This window comes from Alicyclobacillus sacchari (genome assembly GCF_004366795.1).
Classification (GTDB): Bacteria; Bacillota; Bacilli; order Alicyclobacillales; family Alicyclobacillaceae; genus Alicyclobacillus; species Alicyclobacillus sacchari.
In genome coordinates this window covers 278,710-295,470 of sequence record NZ_SORF01000002.1, presented here as the reverse complement: position 1 = coordinate 295,470, position 16,761 = coordinate 278,710, and the positions used below count along the sequence as shown (strand labels likewise).

General features: G+C 55.9%; 19 protein-coding genes. 14 read left to right on the top strand and 5 right to left on the bottom strand.

The window, feature by feature from the left end; translation table 11 throughout:
- From C7445_RS03595 to ndk, 3 genes are all read left to right on the top strand, one after another.
- Positions 1 to 705: a demethylmenaquinone methyltransferase gene (locus C7445_RS03595; RefSeq protein ID WP_134158662.1), complete on the top strand. Its 705-nt coding sequence runs from the start codon at positions 1 to 3 to the stop codon at positions 703 to 705.
- An 11-nt stretch (positions 706 to 716) separates the two neighbouring features.
- Positions 717 to 1,682: a polyprenyl synthetase family protein gene (locus C7445_RS03590; protein WP_134158661.1), complete on the top strand. Its 966-nt coding sequence runs from the start codon at positions 717 to 719 to the stop codon at positions 1,680 to 1,682.
- Positions 1,683 to 1,789: 107 nt separating this feature from the next.
- On the top strand, positions 1,790 to 2,239 hold the full coding sequence (gene ndk, locus C7445_RS03585; protein ID WP_134158660.1) for a nucleoside-diphosphate kinase: 450 nt from the start codon (positions 1,790 to 1,792) through the stop codon (positions 2,237 to 2,239).
- A 62-nt stretch (positions 2,240 to 2,301) separates the two neighbouring features.
- Here ndk and C7445_RS03580 read toward each other — a convergent pair whose 3' ends face one another.
- Positions 2,302 to 3,177: a patatin-like phospholipase family protein gene (locus C7445_RS03580; RefSeq protein WP_243834913.1), complete on the bottom strand. Its 876-nt coding sequence runs from the start codon at positions 3,175 to 3,177 to the stop codon at positions 2,302 to 2,304.
- 43 nt (positions 3,178 to 3,220) lie between these two features.
- Between C7445_RS03580 and C7445_RS03575 the strand changes: the two genes are divergently transcribed.
- The 5 genes from C7445_RS03575 (at position 3,221) to C7445_RS03555 (ending at position 5,826) form a co-directional block, all read left to right on the top strand.
- A complete protein-coding gene (locus C7445_RS03575) occupies positions 3,221 to 3,985 on the top strand; it encodes a CheR family methyltransferase (RefSeq protein WP_134158659.1) in 765 nt (254 codons plus the stop codon).
- 94 nt (positions 3,986 to 4,079) lie between these two features.
- Complete coding sequence (locus C7445_RS03570; RefSeq protein WP_134158658.1) at positions 4,080 to 4,289, top strand: hypothetical protein; 210 nt, start codon at positions 4,080 to 4,082, stop codon at positions 4,287 to 4,289.
- 117 nt (positions 4,290 to 4,406) lie between these two features.
- Positions 4,407 to 4,847: a cyclic-di-AMP-binding protein CbpB gene (cbpB, locus tag C7445_RS03565; protein ID WP_134158712.1), complete on the top strand. Its 441-nt coding sequence runs from the start codon at positions 4,407 to 4,409 to the stop codon at positions 4,845 to 4,847.
- Positions 4,848 to 4,868: 21 nt separating this feature from the next.
- The gene (locus C7445_RS03560) at positions 4,869 to 5,570 is read left to right on the top strand and encodes a biosynthetic peptidoglycan transglycosylase (RefSeq protein WP_166668970.1); all 702 of its coding nucleotides are present in this window, start codon (positions 4,869 to 4,871) and stop codon (positions 5,568 to 5,570) included.
- Between the two features lie 16 nt (positions 5,571 to 5,586).
- On the top strand, positions 5,587 to 5,826 hold the full coding sequence (locus C7445_RS03555; protein WP_134158657.1) for a biotin/lipoyl-containing protein: 240 nt from the start codon (positions 5,587 to 5,589) through the stop codon (positions 5,824 to 5,826).
- A gap of 201 nt (positions 5,827 to 6,027) precedes the next feature.
- On the opposite strand, the gene C7445_RS03550 is transcribed toward C7445_RS03555, so the two are convergent.
- Complete coding sequence (locus C7445_RS03550) at positions 6,028 to 7,374, bottom strand: cation:proton antiporter (protein ID WP_134158656.1); 1,347 nt, start codon at positions 7,372 to 7,374, stop codon at positions 6,028 to 6,030.
- A gap of 144 nt (positions 7,375 to 7,518) precedes the next feature.
- Positions 7,519 to 7,842, bottom strand: a complete 324-nt coding sequence (locus tag C7445_RS03545) for a hypothetical protein (protein WP_134158655.1) — start codon at positions 7,840 to 7,842, stop codon at positions 7,519 to 7,521.
- Positions 7,843 to 8,230: 388 nt separating this feature from the next.
- Between C7445_RS03545 and C7445_RS03540 the strand changes: the two genes are divergently transcribed.
- Both C7445_RS03540 and C7445_RS03535 read left to right on the top strand, forming a co-directional pair.
- Positions 8,231 to 9,076, top strand: a complete 846-nt coding sequence (locus C7445_RS03540; RefSeq protein WP_243834921.1) for an ATP-binding protein — start codon at positions 8,231 to 8,233, stop codon at positions 9,074 to 9,076.
- Positions 9,077 to 9,082: 6 nt separating this feature from the next.
- Entirely contained in the window at positions 9,083 to 10,936 is a 1,854-nt protein-coding gene (locus tag C7445_RS03535; protein WP_134158653.1) for a cobaltochelatase CobT-related protein, read from the top strand.
- Positions 10,937 to 10,950: 14 nt separating this feature from the next.
- On the opposite strand, the gene C7445_RS03530 is transcribed toward C7445_RS03535, so the two are convergent.
- Positions 10,951 to 12,060, bottom strand: coding sequence for a lytic transglycosylase domain-containing protein (locus tag C7445_RS03530; protein WP_243834912.1), 1,110 nt, complete (start codon positions 12,058 to 12,060; stop codon positions 10,951 to 10,953).
- A gap of 87 nt (positions 12,061 to 12,147) precedes the next feature.
- Positions 12,148 to 12,354 (bottom strand): hypothetical protein, encoded by a 207-nt coding sequence (locus C7445_RS03525; protein ID WP_134158651.1) that lies wholly within the window; start codon positions 12,352 to 12,354, stop codon positions 12,148 to 12,150.
- A 264-nt stretch (positions 12,355 to 12,618) separates the two neighbouring features.
- On the opposite strand from C7445_RS03525, the gene C7445_RS03520 reads away from it, so the two are divergent.
- The 4 genes from C7445_RS03520 to C7445_RS03505 are packed head-to-tail and all read left to right on the top strand — an operon-like array spanning position 12,619 to position 16,742.
- Entirely contained in the window at positions 12,619 to 13,632 is a 1,014-nt protein-coding gene (locus C7445_RS03520) for an RluA family pseudouridine synthase (protein ID WP_134158650.1), read from the top strand.
- A 37-nt stretch (positions 13,633 to 13,669) separates the two neighbouring features.
- Positions 13,670 to 14,731, top strand: a complete 1,062-nt coding sequence (locus C7445_RS03515) for a M42 family metallopeptidase (RefSeq protein WP_134158649.1) — start codon at positions 13,670 to 13,672, stop codon at positions 14,729 to 14,731.
- The gene (locus C7445_RS03510; protein ID WP_134158648.1) at positions 14,722 to 15,759 is read left to right on the top strand and encodes a M42 family metallopeptidase; all 1,038 of its coding nucleotides are present in this window, start codon (positions 14,722 to 14,724) and stop codon (positions 15,757 to 15,759) included. The genes C7445_RS03515 and C7445_RS03510 overlap by 10 nt, the downstream gene beginning before the upstream one ends.
- Entirely contained in the window at positions 15,756 to 16,742 is a 987-nt protein-coding gene (locus C7445_RS03505) for a zinc-binding metallopeptidase family protein (protein WP_134158647.1), read from the top strand. The genes C7445_RS03510 and C7445_RS03505 overlap by 4 nt, the downstream gene beginning before the upstream one ends.
- Positions 16,743 to 16,761 lie beyond the last annotated feature (19 nt).

Below are 16,761 nucleotides of genomic sequence, written 5' to 3'. Positions count from 1 at the left end.
ATGGAGGGCGATAAGGCCACATATGTGCACGATGTCTTTTCGAAGATTGCGCGACAGTACGATGTGATGAATTCAGTGCTCAGCTTCCAACAGCATCGTCTGTGGCGGAATTTTGCTATGCGCCAGCTTCCTATTCAGCCGAACTCGCGTATTCTCGATGTTGCTGCAGGAACAGGGGCATGGACGTTCGCCATGGCCCGACGACTTGGACCTGAAGGGCGTGTCGTCGGGTTGGACTTCACAGAGGCGATGTTGGATGTCGCACGGGAGCGCTTGGCCACCTCGCCTGACAAGGACAAGATTCAATTCATACACGGCAACGCCATGGACTTGCCTTTTGAAGACGATGCGTTTGACATTGCGACCATTGGGTTTGCATTGCGCAATGTCCCGAGTGTCGAGGGATGCTTGCGCGAGATGATGAGGGTGGTTAAGCCTGGGGGTGTCGTCGTCTCGCTTGAATTGTCGAAGCCGGATCTTGTCTGGTTCCAGAAACTTTACTATTTCTATTTTTACAATATCCTGCCGCGTATCGGTCAATTGGTAGTCGGAGATAAGGCACCGTACGCATGGTTACCTGAGTCGTTGATAGATTTCCCTAATAGGCACCAACTGGAGGATATATTTCACAGCGTTGGCTTGTCTCATGTGCGGAGCTACCCTTTGACATTGGGCATTGCCGCACTCCATATCGGCTGGAAATGAGAGACGAATACGTGGATTTTCAACAGATTTACGAAGAGTACCGTCCGCGGTTGGAGCAGGTTGAAGAGATTCTAAAGGAACGCGCGAGATCAAATCAGGCGGAATTGACATCTGCGGGTGAGCAGCTTTTGGAAGCGGGAGGCAAACGGATCCGTCCGCTGTTTGCGCTCATCTGCGGGATGGTTGGCGACAACGCTTCGGATGATGTGGCCAAAATCGCCGCGGCGCTCGAAATGACACATATGGCGACGCTTGTTCACGACGACGTGATCGATCAAGCGGCGTTACGGCGTGGTCGCCCCACTGTGCGCAGTGCGTTTGGCAATCTTGCGGCCATGTATACGGGAGACTATTTGTTTGCCAGAGCGATTCAATTACTGGCCGAAGTGGATAACAAAGAGGTCCATCAGGCCATGGCTCATGGTATTGTGAAAATGTGCCAGGGCGAAATTGAACAGATTCAGGATTTCTACAATTGGTCTCAAGGTTATAAGACGTATCTACGACGCATTCAGCGCAAGACAGCGTTGTTGATTGCACTGAGCTGCGGGCTTGGGGCGCTTGTCGGCGGCGGCCGGGAACACGAGGTGCACGCTCTGCGGCGTTTTGGCTACTACACAGGGATGGCGTTTCAAGTGATCGATGACGTCCTGGACTTTACCGGATCTGCGGAGGTGGTTGGCAAGCCGGTAGGTGGCGATTTGCGCCAAGGCAATATTACGTTGCCGGCGCTCTTGGCTTTGCGCAACCCGGTTTTGGCCCGACGCTTGCAAGAGTTGGTGCATCCTGGGATGTCGGTGACCGACGCAACGGAGGCCATTGACTTGATTGTCGGATCGGGTGCGCTTGATGAGGCGAGACGAGTGGCAGATTGGTACATTGCTAAGGCTTTGTCGATTTTACAAGCTGTCTCGCGACGATCGGTGCGCCAACAACTGACAACCTTGACACTGTTCTTGGCGGATCGGACTTTTTAAGAGTCACTTGAACTTTGAGTTCGATTTCCGTACAATAACGCCGTCTACATAGCCGCCGAAGCATTCGGCGAACTCGATTTTCGCAGCGCAGATGAGGAGTTGTCCGCATGGCAGTAGAAAAGACGTTTGTCATGGTCAAGCCCGACGGCGTTCAACGCGGCTTGATTGGAGAGGTACTGCGTCGCTTTGAGCAAAAAGGCTTGAAGGTGGTCGCAGCAAAGCTCATGAATGTACCAAAGTCGCTCGCTGAACAGCACTATGCAGAGCACCGGGAACGTCCGTTCTTTGGAGAGTTGGTGTCGTTTATCACTTCGTCTCCCGTTTTCGCCATGGTTTTAGAAGGTGAGAGTGCGATTTCAGTGGCCCGTACCTTAATGGGGAAGACGAACCCCGCCGAGTCGGCTCCCGGCACGATTCGTGGCGATTTCGGCCTGACGATTGGTATGAATATTGTCCACGGTTCTGATTCGCCGGAAAGCGCAGCTCGTGAAATTGGACTTTGGTTCAGTGAAGGAACCGTCGCGTACGACAAAGCGGTCGACGTGTGGCTCGCCTAATCGTCGAAATCGGTGTGACTCAGCCCGCGCCTGCCGCGGGCTTTTTTCATGAGGCATGAGGACTATCTGCCCTTCAGGAAAGTTCGAATCTGATCTGCTTGTTCATAGACCGCTTGTTCACCGAGCCTTACGCATTCCGACATTTGCCGAAATGTACGCCAACGAACGCGGCTCATATCCGGTTCCACCACGAATAACCGTGAACTCGGTGCCATGTCATTGTCGATAGACTCGCGCAGCAGAATGTCGAACGATCGCGCGAGTACGTCGATGAATGACCTTGGCTCATAGCTGCTCGGCAGACGGTACAGGTTGACTGCGATGATTTTGTCGCAACCGATCCGCTCGAGCACCGAAACCGGAACGTAGTGTCGCATGGCACCGTCGACGAGCAGGTAACCATCGAGCGGGACGGGGGAGAATACGCCCGGGAGGGCGCAACTTCCTGCGATGGCCCGTGCCAAGTCGGACGTCTTGGCGAACGTGTCGGCACGCTGGTCTGAGGCCGAAAAGACGACGGGGTGACCAGACAGCAAATCGGTTGCAACAACGTATAAAGGGATTTGTAACCGACGCCCTGAAAGTAAACGTTGAATATACATTGTAAACTTCTTGCCTTGAATGAGCCCGGAAGGGACGGTGGGAAGCGGAGATTTGAGCCCGATCTGCGATTTGGCGATGGTCCAGAGGGACGACCAAACTGGAAAACCGTAGTCAATCAGTTTGATTCCAGGAAACGCGAGAAGCAGTTTATGAAATGCCTCTGTGCGGTAACCGTGGGCGTACAAAGCACTGACGAGGGACCCAGCACTCGTGCCGGCAATGGCATCCGGTTGCACACCAATTCGCTCGAGTGCAGCAAGGACCCCGGCATGGGCAGCGGCTTTGAGCGTTCCCCCGCTTAGAGCTATGCCCAAAAACGGCTTCGACCCAGGCATTTCCAACCACCTCGCGCAAATCAATGTGGAGTGAAAGACGTTCATGGATGAATTCGAATGGTTTGTGAGTTCGTTTCGGGAGTTAACAGGGATCGATTTGTCGCATTACAAGCGTCCACAAATGGAACGACGGTTGACAAGTTTGCGCGATCGGCGCGGCTATTCCGACTTTCCGAGCTATGTACGAGCGATGCGTGAGAAGCCTGAGTTGCTTGATGAACTCCTGGATCGAATGACGATTAACGTTTCGGAATTTTTTCGAAATCCCGACCGTTGGAAGGACTTACGGGCCATTGTCCAAGATATGGGACAGCCGATTCAAGCATGGAGCGCAGCCTGTTCGACAGGCGAAGAGCCTTACTCGTTGGCGATTTTACTTGCGGAAATGAACGTGCGATCATCCATTCTTGCCACAGATATCGATCTTCGCGTTTTGGACAAGGCTCGCCGTGGCGAATATGGTCATGCGCAATTGCGCGAGGTCGACGATCGCTTGCGCAGCCGCTATTTTTACCAACAGGACGGCAATTATCGAGTCTCTGACGAGATTCGAGAGGCGGTGCAGTTTCGTCAACACAATCTGTTGTCCGATCCATATCCAGCCGATCTCGATTTAATCATATGCCGCAATGTCCTGATTTATTTTACGGAGGATACGAAACAACTTTTGGTTCGTCGCTTTGCAGCTGCTCTACGGCCAGGCGGTGTCTTGTTTGTCGGCAGCACAGAGCAATTACTCGGTTTATCATTAAGTGGCTTGGAACCCCTTCGGCCGTTTATGTACGTGAAAAAGAACCACGCAGTATGAACTTTAGATGCGCAGGGTGCGTCCGTCGTATAACGGAAGCCGTCTCCGGTCACGCTAACAAGCGGGATCGCAATGGAGGAGGCGAGACGTCGCGATGACGGAAACAAACCGCGCGCACGGCACGCCCGTGCCAGATGGAAATCAAGCGCATGGCAGCGAATTGTTTTTGGATTCAGTGTTCGACGGTATTGATCGCCTGCAACAAGATGGTGGTGTTGCCCCGGAGATTGCGCACCGGCCGCAGGATGAAGTTGAAGTGCCACCTCCCGCTATCGCTCGCCGTCGGATTGGACCAGACGTATAAGCGTTCGCGCCTGACGTCGCCATATCGGCGGCGTCTGATTTCTGATAAAATACAATCCGAACACCATGAGGCTGCGGGCGAGCGGCTGAAGGGAGATTAGGTTCATCTATGGCGTCTATGCAAGAGTTCACTCTACAACACGAGGAAATTGCACGTTTGATCATCGATGCAGAAGACGTTGCGTGTGTACATCCTGCACACAGTGCCGAGCATGCTTTGCTTGTTCTGATTAAATCTGGATATTCGGCGATTCCGGTGGTCGACAGCGCGGGTCGTGTGGTAGGCATTATCAGCAAGACGCTGATCCTGGATCGGATCCTTGGACTGGAACGGATCGAATTTGAAGCTTTGTCACAGTTTACTGTTGCCGATGTCATGCGGACAGATTTCCATAGAATTCATCATGACGACACGTTTTTGCGGGCTCTCCAAATGAGCATCGATGCCCCGTTCCTCTGTGTGGAGGACGATGATGAGCGGTTTGTTGGGTTGCTGACGCGACACGGAATCCTCGCCTACTTGAACGGCATCATCCGAAAAAACTTGCGGCGCCCATAGGGCGTCCATGGCGGTGGGGTCTTGAGACGGTGGGTGGTTCGTATTCTTTTGGCCATCGCCGCGTGTTGTGGCGGGGCGAATTTGTACTTTCATTACGGCTTTCGTGTGGCCGATCGCGTTCGCGCCGCGGCGACCTTGCGGGTGCAAGCACACGGTGTGCATGTCCTGACATACGAGCAAATTCCCGTTGCTTTTCGCGACGCTGTGATCGCCACGGAAGACAGGCGGTTTGCCACAGATCCAGGGATTGACCCAATCGGCATTGTCCGTAGTTTGCTGGTTGACATTGAGCGGGACGGCTACGTGGAAGGCGGCTCAACGATTACACAGCAGCTTGTCGATAATACGATTCTGACCAAACAGAAGACGCTGCGGCGAAAGCTTTTACAGGCACTCTACGCCATCGGGCTATACGATACCATGTCGAAACACGAAGTGTTTTCACTGTACAGCAATGTCATTTATTTTGGACATGGCGCCTACGGGTTGTATAATGCCTGTGAAACGTACTTTGGCCGGACGCCAGGCGAGTGCAATGAAGGCGAGCTGACAATGCTTGCAGGGCTCCCAAACGCCCCTTCGGCGTATGATCCGTTCACAAACTTGACACTCGCGCGCGAACGCCAGCGGATCGTCCTTGAAAATATGGTAGACGATCGCCAGCTTACTGAAGCACAGGCAATGCGTATTTTTGCCGAGCCTATCCGGCTGCGGCATTTGTAACGAGGAGGCCCATCCCATGATAGACGTTCGACTGCCGCAACTTGGCGATTCGGTGACAAAGGCATTGGTTACTACGTGGCTCAAATCTGTCGGTGATCGCGTGGAACGCGATGAACCGTTACTCGAAGTGACCACAGACAAAGTCACGGTGGAAGTGCCGTCTGAGGTCAGCGGAACACTCCGCGAGATTGTCATCGAAGCAGGTCAGTATGCAACGATGGACACCATTTTGTGTCGAATCGAAGAGGAACCCTGAAGTCATTTGCTGCGGCGGCGTCCCCGCGTAATGAGGATGATGGCTGCAGCGGCACAGAAGATGGTGATGATCCAAATCGTAAAAACCAAGGTAGAGGCCCCCTTTGACGTCTTGGCGATCACGCCTTAACGTGTGTAGCCGGGGCACTTTCAATACCACGGGGCGCCATCTTAGCGCCCCAGGCAAGGAGGACTGTTCTGGTCAGAGTTGCGACGATGAGGGGGTTTCCGCGTGCTCACTGAGCCAGACGTCTTGTTGCACCCTTTGGATGACAAGGTGTTCGTCTCCAGGCATCAGCCTTTTTCCGCGAATTAGGATGATCCGCAACCACGTTCCAGCCATCCACGATGTGATAAGCGCCAGCATGACCAAAATTGCGTAAAAGGTCTGGTTGATAATCCCCAGCGAAAATGCAGTGGACGAGAGCACGATGCCAGGACCGCCGCGGGCGTTCATGGCAGCGGCAAAATTGATGCTGGTCAGCCGATCACTGCGGATGGCGCGACACGTTAGGTACACCACGACACTTTGCACAACGGTTGCAAACAGCAGGTACAGCACGAAAAATTCAAGATTAAAGTCTTTCACAAGATTAAGCTGTAGACCCACAATGGCAAAATAAAGTGGAATGAACAGAGAAAACGAGATGCCTTGCACTCCTTCTTCCAGACGGGCAAACCAACGGTCCGGTAAACTGAATTTTGTTGCCACTCCTGCCAAGAGTGCTCCATACATAACATCGACGCCAAGATAGCCTGCGATATCTGAGAGTGCGAACAAGATAATCAAGAAGTAGCCGAGGAAAGAAGCGCGAAACAGCATGTTCGCCCGGTTTGACGTCACTTTCCGCAGCAGCCATGGCATGACGCCGATACAGACGGCTAGGAAAGCGAATGTCACAATGAGACTCTTTGATACGACCCATCCGTTAATACTCGTGCCGTGCCCGGACACCAAACCGGCCGCGATGGCGAGAGCGACCCAAAGAATGATGTCGTGAACGCCAGCAATTGTGACGACGATTTTTGCAAATCGGGAGTGCATAATTCCGAGATCGGAGAAGATTTTTGAAATGACCGGAATCGACGTGACGGCGATAGAGATGGCGACGACGATTTTCAAGGCGAGCAGATTGTGGTCAGGGCCGAGAAACTGTGCCGGATTGAATAGGCGCGTGGCGAACCAACCAACGAGAAATGGGATGACCGTCGAGCCAATGATGATCGCAATACCTGTTTTCACGTCCGATCGCGCAAATCGAGCCTGGAACTTGAGCCCTGCTGTGTAAAGAAGCAAGAGCTCACCGATGTAATACACGAGACCGAACAGATTGCCTTCCGAAGAAAAGCCGAGGAACAACCAGTGAAAGAAACCAGGGAACAGCGTTCCAATACATGTTGGCCCAAGCAGCACGCCCCCGGCTACTTCGCCAATCACGCGCGGGATCGCCAGTTTCTCGGCAAGATAGCCGAGCAGGTGAGCGGCGGCGAGCAGAATCACCGTGGCCAGCAAAAACCGTGCCAAATCTGCGCCTGCCAATGTAAACATGAACTTCCCCCTCCTCAACGATTGTGGTGGATACGTTGTACGACATCTTATGTACAAGTGGAGTGGATGTCCATGATATGTACCTAGGGAGCGGCTGGAATTACAGCAGGACGCCCGCTGGCGCCCTGCCGTGTTCGAGAACTCCTACCAAAGGAATGCAAGCCAGAAAATCCAGGCGAACGCGAGCCACCACCACCACCAGCCGCCGTACCAGTAACCGTAACCCGGGTAGCCCCATCGTCCGTACGGACGAGCATACGGGTAACCGTAGCCCCATTGCGCAAGGGTCACATCTAACCGGTCTTCGTCCGATCCTGAAGCCAGGCCGACGGGCGCGTAGGAACGTGGAACACGCACCAGTACACCATTGCCTGTAACCTGCTCGACTACGCCGCGATGCGTTCCCCAGGGAGTTTGAAAGCGCACCCATTGGCCGACGGCACGCTCACATTGTGCACGCGTGCACATAGCTTGTACCTCCTTTCTATGCTCCTTATGAAAGCGGGCCGCGCGCCCCAGCGGGCGGCGGCCCTGGCACTTAGTAGGCTGCGGCGGCACCGTAGCCCGGGACCAACAGGAAGAACAGTACGAAGATGATGAGGAACACGACAGCCCATTGCGTGTATCCGCCAAATACGCCGTACATGATGACACCCCCTCTTCGAATTTCTGCAGTATCGTACGTCTGTTGCACCCCGCGTGGCTCAGACAGACGCCCGCACGATGAAACCTCGTGTTGTACCACGAGCGAGTGCAACTTGACACAAGGCGGTCGATGACGGACAGTGATACAGGTTGACCCGTCAAGTGGGAGGGATTGTCCATGAAGCGTTCGTGGACGTTTGACGATATCGACATGGTTTTGGAACGTGGACTCGAACAGGCTTATCGCGTGGAGGGTGCTGAGGATCGCTATTATAGTGCAGATCCTGCGCTTCTCGAGGACGCGCTGACCGCGGTTGCACTTGGCAAAAACCTGCTTCTGCGTGGTCCCACGGGCAGCGGCAAGACCCGACTGGCGGAATCGCTGGCCGCGCGCCTGCGGCTGCCGATGGAGTCCATTAACTGTTCGGTCGATCTCGATGCCGAAGCGCTTCTCGGTTTCAAGACGCTCGCGTTGGAGGATGGGCAAAGCGTCATTCGCTATGTCGAAGGCCCCGTCGTGCGTGCCATGCGCCGCGGCCATCTGCTCTATATCGACGAGATCAATATGGCCAGACCTGAGGCCTTGCCGATATTAAATGGCGTTCTCGATTACCGCAGACAACTGAGCAATCCGTTCACGGCCGAAACGATCACAGCCCACCATCAATTTCGCGTGATTGCGGCCATCAACGAGGGATACGTCGGCACCGCGCCCATGAACGAGGCGTTAAAGAACCGCTTCGTCGTGCTCGACGTGCCTTACATCCAAGGTGAGAGCTTGGCCGCGCTGATCGAGCGTCAATCTGACCTGCGAGATGCCGAGCAAATTCGCCTTTTTACCGATCTCTCGAGCGATTTGGTCGCCGCCGCAGAGGCTGGCGAAGTCAGTGAGGAAGCGGCGTCCGTTCGCGCCCTTCTCGATGCTTGCGATCTCGCCGCCCACATCCCGCCGATACGGGCTGTACGACGCGCCATTGCGGCAAAACTCGACGATAAGCGGGAACAAGATTTGGTGATGGAGCTTGCCGCTGGCTATTTCGGCTTAGAGCGGAGATGAAGACGCATGCGCAGCGCTTTTCGCTTTACCAGTGAACTGGACGATGTGCTTGAACGAGTTTGGCTGACCGATCTCGCCGTCGTCCTCAGTCGCGATGAACACGTACAATGCGAGTTTGGCCCTGTTTCGCTCTTCTGCGCGGAAGACAGCGTTCTGTACATCACAACGGCTTATCAAGGCCTGATGGGCGAGGAGCGGATGAAGTGCTTGATGGCCGATTTGTACCTGCGAGCTGCCGGAAGCAAGTGGTTCACCGATCAGATGGCCATGGTTCGCGCAAAGGCTGCGGCAAACGCGACAGATGTGCCTATGCTTGTCTGGCAGTTTGTGTGCGTCGTCGAGGATGTCCGACTGGCGGCGCGGGTTATCCGCCAGCGCCCCGGGACTGCGCCGTATTTTGCATGCCGCACCGCGTTTTACAAGAACCTGTTCGCTCGACAGAAACAGGCCTGGGCGCGGGATGGGCGGTTGGGAAATGTGTGTTTTGCCGAGTTGTACGATTCTGTGACCGATCTCGCCCGCGATGGCTACGCACGGGCTGCGGCCTGTGAAACGAGCGATGCGGCAGCCACATTGGCCATGCAGCTCGTGCAAGAGAAGCTGGACAGCTTCGGTGCAGTCAACGATCTGAACGGGCAGTGGTTCGATTACCGTGTGGATGCGGCCATACAGCCGGCACCAGTGGCGCGTATGGACGATAGCGGTCGCGATCGCGCCGATCAAAATGCAGCATCTGTGCCAAATGATGAGCACAGCCATAAAAACCAAATGATGCCATCCTGGTCCCAGCGTCAGGATAGCAATCGCGCGGCTGGATTGCACATGGATCACGCCGAGGGTGCGATGGAAGTGGGCGGCGGGTGGAACGGGCGTCTAGGAACACTGGAGCATTACGAAGGCCCGTCACAAAGAGGGCGGATCGTCGGCGACGGTGGCGAGGATGCCTCGGAGGTTGCGGTCGAAGCGGCGACCGAGAAGGCGGCTATCTCTGATGGCGCAGCCAAAACTCCGCGAGTCATAGAACTGGGTTGGCGTCCACCTTCACCACAGGCGACGAGTGTCGTGCGGTTGTGGCGGGATCGTACGCAAGGTACAAAGCGCCGTTTATTGAGGGCGTTCTATCATTCGTTTTGGCGCGAACAAGACGCTTCGTCTGGGGGATTTCAGTACGGTCGGCTCGGCAGGCGCCTGGAACGGGTAGCGACAGAGCGGTTGCCGCGCCTGTTTGAGCACAGGCAACAGAAGGGAATGCGCTTTGACGCGGTGGTACAGGTACTCGTCGATTGCTCTGGTTCGATGGAACCATACCTCGACGCTTGTAAACCAGCCCTTTGTTTATTGGCGGACACCTTGCGTGCTCTGCACATCCCGTACAACGTATGCGCCTTCTGGGAAGACAGCGTCGATCTTTCGGTGTCTGGCGAAGGGGAGACAGCTACACTTTTATGGGATGTCATTCCATTTGCACGCTCGCAATCATCTGAGGCGGCGCTTGCTTTGGCCGACCTTGAACCGCAGTTGGACAATCGTGACGGGGTGGCGATTCGCTTGGCTGCAAACAAGCTGTGCAAGCGGCGCGAGCGGCAGAAGTGGCTGTTTGTCGTCAGTGATGGGCAGCCGGCAGCTGAAGATTATCGCGACGCGGTCACAGACACGAAACGGGCGATATTATGGGCGAGATCGCGCGGGATTCACGTGGTACACCTGTGTATTGCCGATCCTGAGGAACCAGAGTTTCTTTCGGCCATCCGCCATTTATATGGACGAGCAACGGTCGTTGTGCGCGACGTCGACGAGATCGGGCAGGCCATGGAGAAGGCCTTGGCTCACGCGCTTCGTCATCTGAGCCAAGGCGAATAGCAAGTGGTCTTCCATCAGGTTGCCGACATATGCAAAATGGCGTGGACGTATACCGTCGAGTGATTGTATGCGTACACCGCGTAGTATGGATCTTGGCTAAATCCTTCCTGATGGAGCATGTTTGCCGCAGAGTAGATGGCATCCTCGACGTTGTAGATACTGGGCGTTTTGTGTCCGGGGGCAGGGACGCCGAAGATCGCGAAGGTGGATGGCATAAACTGCATCGGTCCGAGGGCTCCAGCGGACGATACGTCGTTGCCGGTGGTATCGAAGTCTGTCTCCTCTTTGTGAATGGCGGCAAGGACAGTCCACGGAATGTCATATTTGCGACCCGCCGCTTGGTAGATGGGAATGAGCCATTTTGGTGCACTGGCGATCAAGGCGCGGCTGGCCGCGGTAGGGTGGTAACCGGCGTCCATAGGACCGATGACAAGGTGTTGCCCAGGCTGGATATCGTCACCTAACAAGGCGTTGTCGTTGATGATGGCTCGAATGGAAACGCCGAATTCGTGCGAGATCTTCCAAAGCGAATCTCCCGGTTGAACGACATAGGTCATGGGATGCCACGACTTTGTCGGCGAGGAATTCGCCTTGGACGATTTCGGATCATGTGCACGTCGGCTGGCAAAGCCGTCGATGATGTGCAGGACTTGTCCAATTTGCAAGACCGTCGACGTCAGACGGTTCTCTTGCACGATGGCAGATACGGTTGTGTGCTTGGCGAGTGCAATTTTCCAGAGACAGTCGCCAGGTTTTACACGCCACACGGTCGTTTGTCCAGCAGTTGGATACGGAGGTGCCGAATGGACAGCAATAGTCTCACGCGCATGCGAAGCCGGACTTGCATGTGGAATGAAACGAACTTCTCGCACGAAGGCTGCGGCATTGATCGGCTGTACCGGTTTCTGCGGTAACGGATCGGGTCGTCCTTGCCGTGTTGTCTGGTACGCGAGCGATGAGGCTTCGACCTTTGCGTGCGAGGCTCGTCCATTTGGTTCCCGAACGGACAACGGTTGGCTGACAGCAGGCGTGGGATTGGCGCATAGAGCCAGCAGTGTGCACGCGAGAATGAATGCAAGGCTGACGATGAAGCTGGGATATCCCCGGCGACGAATCACACACATCTCCCTCTCCATTGTGAACTCGGCCGTTCGACAGGCGAACGTCTGGTAAAGAGAGATGTATGTGGCGGGTTGGACAAGTATGACACGTTAATTTGACAAATGGCTCAATTCGATTGCGATCAACAGTTCCCCGGCAAAATGCTCAGCCCAAAGCGGGCACATTTCAAACTGGACGTCGTCATCTGGACCAACCACTTGAATGAGGTAGTCACAGCCGTGATCGCACAAACGTTGGGGCAAGCGCGCAGATTCTTTCCCAACGACGCGAAATGTAAATGGTACGACCAACGCCATAGCCCTCCTTCTGTGGTCAGTCACCTGTACGACAAAATGTCTGTCCACATTCGTTATAGACCAATCTTCATGCATACAAACGGACCTGTTGTATATGTCGGTGCTTGGGTGCGGAACCTAAACCGAGGTGAGTGCTATGAAGACCATCGATAAGATGTTGTACATCGCCGTGTTGGGTGGCTTGCTGACAATTGGTATCATCTATTTGTATTTCGCGATCCGGCGCCTTGGTTGACAGACCCAAGGGCGCAATGGGGTGTTGGCATGGAGCAATATCAGGTGCCTGCGGACCTGGAGGGAAGACGGCTATCGACGATCCTCACGAGTACCTTGGGCATGTCGCGTCGTTTGTTGCGACGCATCATCCGCGAAGATGGATTCTATGTGAACGGTGAACCGGTGCGCTTGTCGGCGATTGTTCGAAGAGGAGATCTGATCTCTTGGCGAAGGCCAAACGAGTCGCCGTCCATCGCGCCGGAGCCGATGCCGCTGGACATTTGTTACGAGGACGAAGACGTCGTGGTGGTCAATAAGCCGGCTGGCATTTTGACACATCCGTCGGCGCGCGAACGCACAGGTTCGCTTTTGGCTGGGGTTGCTTACCATTTGCTTGGTGCAGAACAAACCCCTCATGCCGTCCATCGCTTGGATAAGTACACCTCCGGTGCTATCCTGTTCGCAAAACATGCACACGCGCACCATCAGTTGGACAGAGCCCTCCGCCGTGGATTCGTCCATCGCAAGTACATAGCCTTGGCTTATGTGCCAAATGAAATAACGTGTGGCGATTGGCTGCACCTCGTCGACGATCTCGCAATGAATCCCGAGAAACCGTCGCGGCGCATGGTGGTTGCGCCAGGTGATGGCGAGCGTGCTGTGACGCACGCGCTTCCCCTGGCGCGTACGGGACATATGGTGCTATTTGCATTCGAATTGGAGACCGGCCGGACGCATCAGATTCGACTCCAGATCGCGGTGCGCGGCATGCCGCTTGTCGGGGATCGCGATTATTCGTACAGCATTGCTCGAATACCAGATCCTGCTGGCCGGGCGGGCTACTTCGAGCGCGTCTTTCCACATCAGGCCTTGCATGCCTATCAACTATCGTGGCAATTGGGTGAGAACGGCGTGCCAAAGACAGCCTCTGCACGCGTTCCCGACGCTATGGAAACGTTGTGGTCCCTTTCGGGCGGAACGGGCACTTTGCAGGAATGGTGTGCACGGGCCGCTGCGGCCAACCCGGCGAATGACAGCCGTGTTACACTGGATACGGAGTGAGTTCTTGCGCTTTGCTTAGAGAGGTGGTTATACGCCTATGGAAAACCATCAGCCATTGCTAGAACAACTGATGACCACGCATGCGGGGCCCGGTTTTGAAGGCGCGGTGCGCGACGTCATCGTGCCTCACTTGCGCAGCTACGCACAAGCGGTCCAGGTCGACGTCATGGGCAATGTGGTGGCCCAGGTAGCAGGCTGTGGCGAGGGGCGCAGGCCCCGCGTACTGCTTGCCGCACACATGGACGAGATCGCTTTGGTTGTCGCTCGAATTGAAGCGGGCGGCTTTTTGCGGGTGGTGCAGACCGGTGGCTTTGATCCGCGGACGCTGGTCGGACAAGAAGTGGTGGTGCATGCGCGCGGGGGCGACCTGCTCGCAGTCGTCGGCTCGAAGCCGCCGCATCTAACGGCCCCTGAGGAGCGAGGGAAAGCGGCTCCTTTGTCCGATTTGTATCTCGATTTGGCGATGCCGGAGAGCGCGGTTCGCGAACGGGTGCGCATTGGCGATCGCGTGACATTGTCGCGGGACGTGTACTTGTTGCGCAATCGGCGATTGGCAGGCAAGTCGCTTGATAATCGTGCAAGTATCGCCATTTTACTTGAAACGCTACATCGGTTGCAGCAGTTGATACACCAGGCAGACGTATATGCGGTCGCAACTGTTCAGGAAGAGGTTGGGTTGCGGGGGGCGCAGACGGTTGGTTTTGCCGTGCAACCGGACGTCGCCATTGCCATCGATGTCACGTTTGGCGCGTTTCCGGGACAGGCCGCGGACGAGTCGTTCGCACTGGACGCCGGGCCTGCCATTTCGTTTGGCCCTAATCTGCATCGGAAGGTGTTTCAACGGCTGGTGGACGTCGCGGAGCGCCACCGCATTCCGTACCAAATCGAGCTGTCACAAACGCCAGTTGGAGCGGATGCAAACGCGTTCCAAGTCGCCGGCCCGGGCCTTGCCGCGGCTCTGGTCGGCATTCCGATTCGCTACATGCACACGTCGGTCGAGACAGGCTCATATGCCGACATCGAACAGTGTGCACGTCTTTTGGCACACTATATTGCCGAATTGGACATGGCGCAAGTGGAGGACTTGTCATGCTATTAAAAACGCTGTCGGAGGCGTTCGGCCCGACTGGATTTGAGGATGACGTGAGAAACGTGATTCGCGGCGAATTGGACGGCCGCGTCGACGAGATGAACACGGACGTGCTTGGCAACCTGATCGCCGTCAAAGGAGCGAAAAAGCCTGGGCCAAAGGTGATGCTCGATGCTCACATGGACGAAGTTGGCCTGATGATTGTGCAAATCTGCGATGGTGGCGCAGAATCTGGCTTACTCAAATTTCGGGCGCTTGGCGGCATCGACCCGCGCGTGCTTGTCTCCAAACCGGTGTTGATTGGACCTGACAGAATTCCGGGGGTCATAGGTGCAAAGCCTGTACACCTGCAGGCGCCCGAAGAGCGGCAGAAGCCCATTCCTATGGATAAGCTGTACATCGATATTGGCGCCAAGGACGCGGCGGACGCAAAAGCGGTTGTCAAACCGGGCGATGCGGCAGTGTTTGCGACGCGTTACGCGGAGTTTGGCGATCGTGCGGCCAAGGGCAAGTCGTTTGACGATCGCGTCGGTTGTGCGTTGCTGGTGGAAGCCATGCAAACGGAGGTTCCGTATCCGCTCTATGGAGCCTTCACTGTGCAGGAAGAGATTGGCTTACGCGGGGCAAGGGCGGCTGCGTACCAGATACAGCCCGATATCGCGATCGCGCTCGAAGGTACCGTCTGTTTCGACGTCGTCGGCGCGCCGTCCCACGGTCAATCGACCGTGTTTGGCAAAGGTCCGGCGCTGACGGTGCAGGATGCGCAGACGATTGCGGACCGCAGGTTTGCGGAATTCATGTGGGAGACGGCCAAGCGGCACGGCATTCCCGTGCAGTGGCGGCGTGTGAAGGGCGGGTCGAACGACTTTGGCGCCATTCATCGCGTCGGCAAGGGCATTGTCGGTGGATCGATCTCGGTGCCTGTGCGCTACATCCACGCGCCGACGCAGGTGGTTTCGCTCGACGACGTGGAAAACGCAGGGCGGTTGTTGCGGGCGGTACTTCAAGAGATCGCGGAAGGGAGTTTTACCTTGTGAAGGAATGGATCGTTCGGTTGGCGGCGGAAATAGCTCCTTCTGGCAGCGAAGGGCGGATCACGTCCGTGCTGCTTGACGCTGTGCAGGACATTGCCGATGAAACCCATATGGATGCACTTGGCAACGCCATTGCCACGAAGCGAGGCGAGGGTCCGCACGTGATGATTGCGGCACACATGGATGAGCCGGGCGTGATGGTCATTGATATCGATGATGACGGGTTTTTGCGCGTCATTCCGACGGGGGGATTGACGGCTTCGGAGGCGGCATTTCGGCAGGTGGCGTTTACAAATGGCACAGTCGGCCTCGTCTGCTTGGAAGATGGTGAAAAGCGCCCGGAACAGTTTGAACAATTGTTTGTCGATATTGGCGCAAAACATCGTCAAGAGGCAGAATCCCGCGCCTTTATCGGACTCGGCGGCGTGCTAGGCACAGGTGTCGCCGACATTGGCAACGGCCGGTTACTCGGCCGGGCTCTGGACAATCGGGTCGGTTGTGCCATCGCCTTGCACGCGTTTCGTGAATTGGCACAACTCGGTCGGTACGTCTCAGTCGTCTTTACGGCACAAAATGCTCCAGGCGCGCGTGCGGCACAAGCAGCTGCGTTCGCCCTTGAGCCCGATTTGGCGATTGTCGTCGACGGCGTCCCTGCCTCCGATGTTCCTGGTGGCAAGCGGACCGCGCTAAAGCTTGGTGCCGGGCCGGCCTTCAAGGTGATGGACGCGGGTACCGTGGCTCCGCTTTCCGTAAAACAGCTGATCGAGGACGCTGCGGATGCGCTTGGCCTCACATTGCAATACGAAGTCTGGCCGGGCGGGCGAAGCGATACAGGCGCGATTCAATTGACGCGCGAAGGCATCCTTGCAGCCGGCATTTCGTATCCGGTTCACACCGCCGGAGCGGCAGAAGCATTGGTCGATCTCGCGGATGTGGAAGCGACCTTGCGGCTGCTCGTCGCAGCCGTTCAAACGTTTGGCCAGTAAAACTGGGCCTTGGCATATG

Excerpts from the sequence above, each read along its gene's own strand:
- C7445_RS03570 (WP_134158658.1), top strand. The coding sequence starts at position 4,080 with ATGACGGAAACAAACCGCGCGCACGGCACGCCCGTGCCAGATGGAAAT.
- C7445_RS03550 (WP_134158656.1), bottom strand. The coding sequence starts at position 7,374 with ATGTTTACATTGGCAGGCGCAGATTTGGCACGGTTTTTGCTGGCCACG.
- C7445_RS03595 (WP_134158662.1), top strand. The coding sequence starts at position 1 with ATGGAGGGCGATAAGGCCACATATGTGCACGATGTCTTTTCGAAGATT.
- ndk (WP_134158660.1), top strand. The coding sequence starts at position 1,790 with ATGGCAGTAGAAAAGACGTTTGTCATGGTCAAGCCCGACGGCGTTCAA.
- C7445_RS03540 (WP_243834921.1), top strand. The coding sequence starts at position 8,231 with ATGGTTTTGGAACGTGGACTCGAACAGGCTTATCGCGTGGAGGGTGCT.
- cbpB (WP_134158712.1), top strand. The coding sequence starts at position 4,407 with ATGCAAGAGTTCACTCTACAACACGAGGAAATTGCACGTTTGATCATC.
- C7445_RS03555 (WP_134158657.1), top strand. The coding sequence starts at position 5,587 with ATGATAGACGTTCGACTGCCGCAACTTGGCGATTCGGTGACAAAGGCA.
- C7445_RS03510 (WP_134158648.1), top strand. The coding sequence starts at position 14,722 with ATGCTATTAAAAACGCTGTCGGAGGCGTTCGGCCCGACTGGATTTGAG.
- C7445_RS03515 (WP_134158649.1), top strand. The coding sequence starts at position 13,670 with ATGGAAAACCATCAGCCATTGCTAGAACAACTGATGACCACGCATGCG.
- C7445_RS03535 (WP_134158653.1), top strand. The coding sequence starts at position 9,083 with ATGCGCAGCGCTTTTCGCTTTACCAGTGAACTGGACGATGTGCTTGAA.
- C7445_RS03580 (WP_243834913.1), bottom strand. The coding sequence starts at position 3,177 with ATGCCTGGGTCGAAGCCGTTTTTGGGCATAGCTCTAAGCGGGGGAACG.
- C7445_RS03545 (WP_134158655.1), bottom strand. The coding sequence starts at position 7,842 with ATGTGCACGCGTGCACAATGTGAGCGTGCCGTCGGCCAATGGGTGCGC.
- C7445_RS03575 (WP_134158659.1), top strand. The coding sequence starts at position 3,221 with ATGGATGAATTCGAATGGTTTGTGAGTTCGTTTCGGGAGTTAACAGGG.
- C7445_RS03520 (WP_134158650.1), top strand. The coding sequence starts at position 12,619 with ATGGAGCAATATCAGGTGCCTGCGGACCTGGAGGGAAGACGGCTATCG.
- C7445_RS03530 (WP_243834912.1), bottom strand. The coding sequence starts at position 12,060 with ATGTGTGTGATTCGTCGCCGGGGATATCCCAGCTTCATCGTCAGCCTT.
- C7445_RS03525 (WP_134158651.1), bottom strand. The coding sequence starts at position 12,354 with ATGGCGTTGGTCGTACCATTTACATTTCGCGTCGTTGGGAAAGAATCT.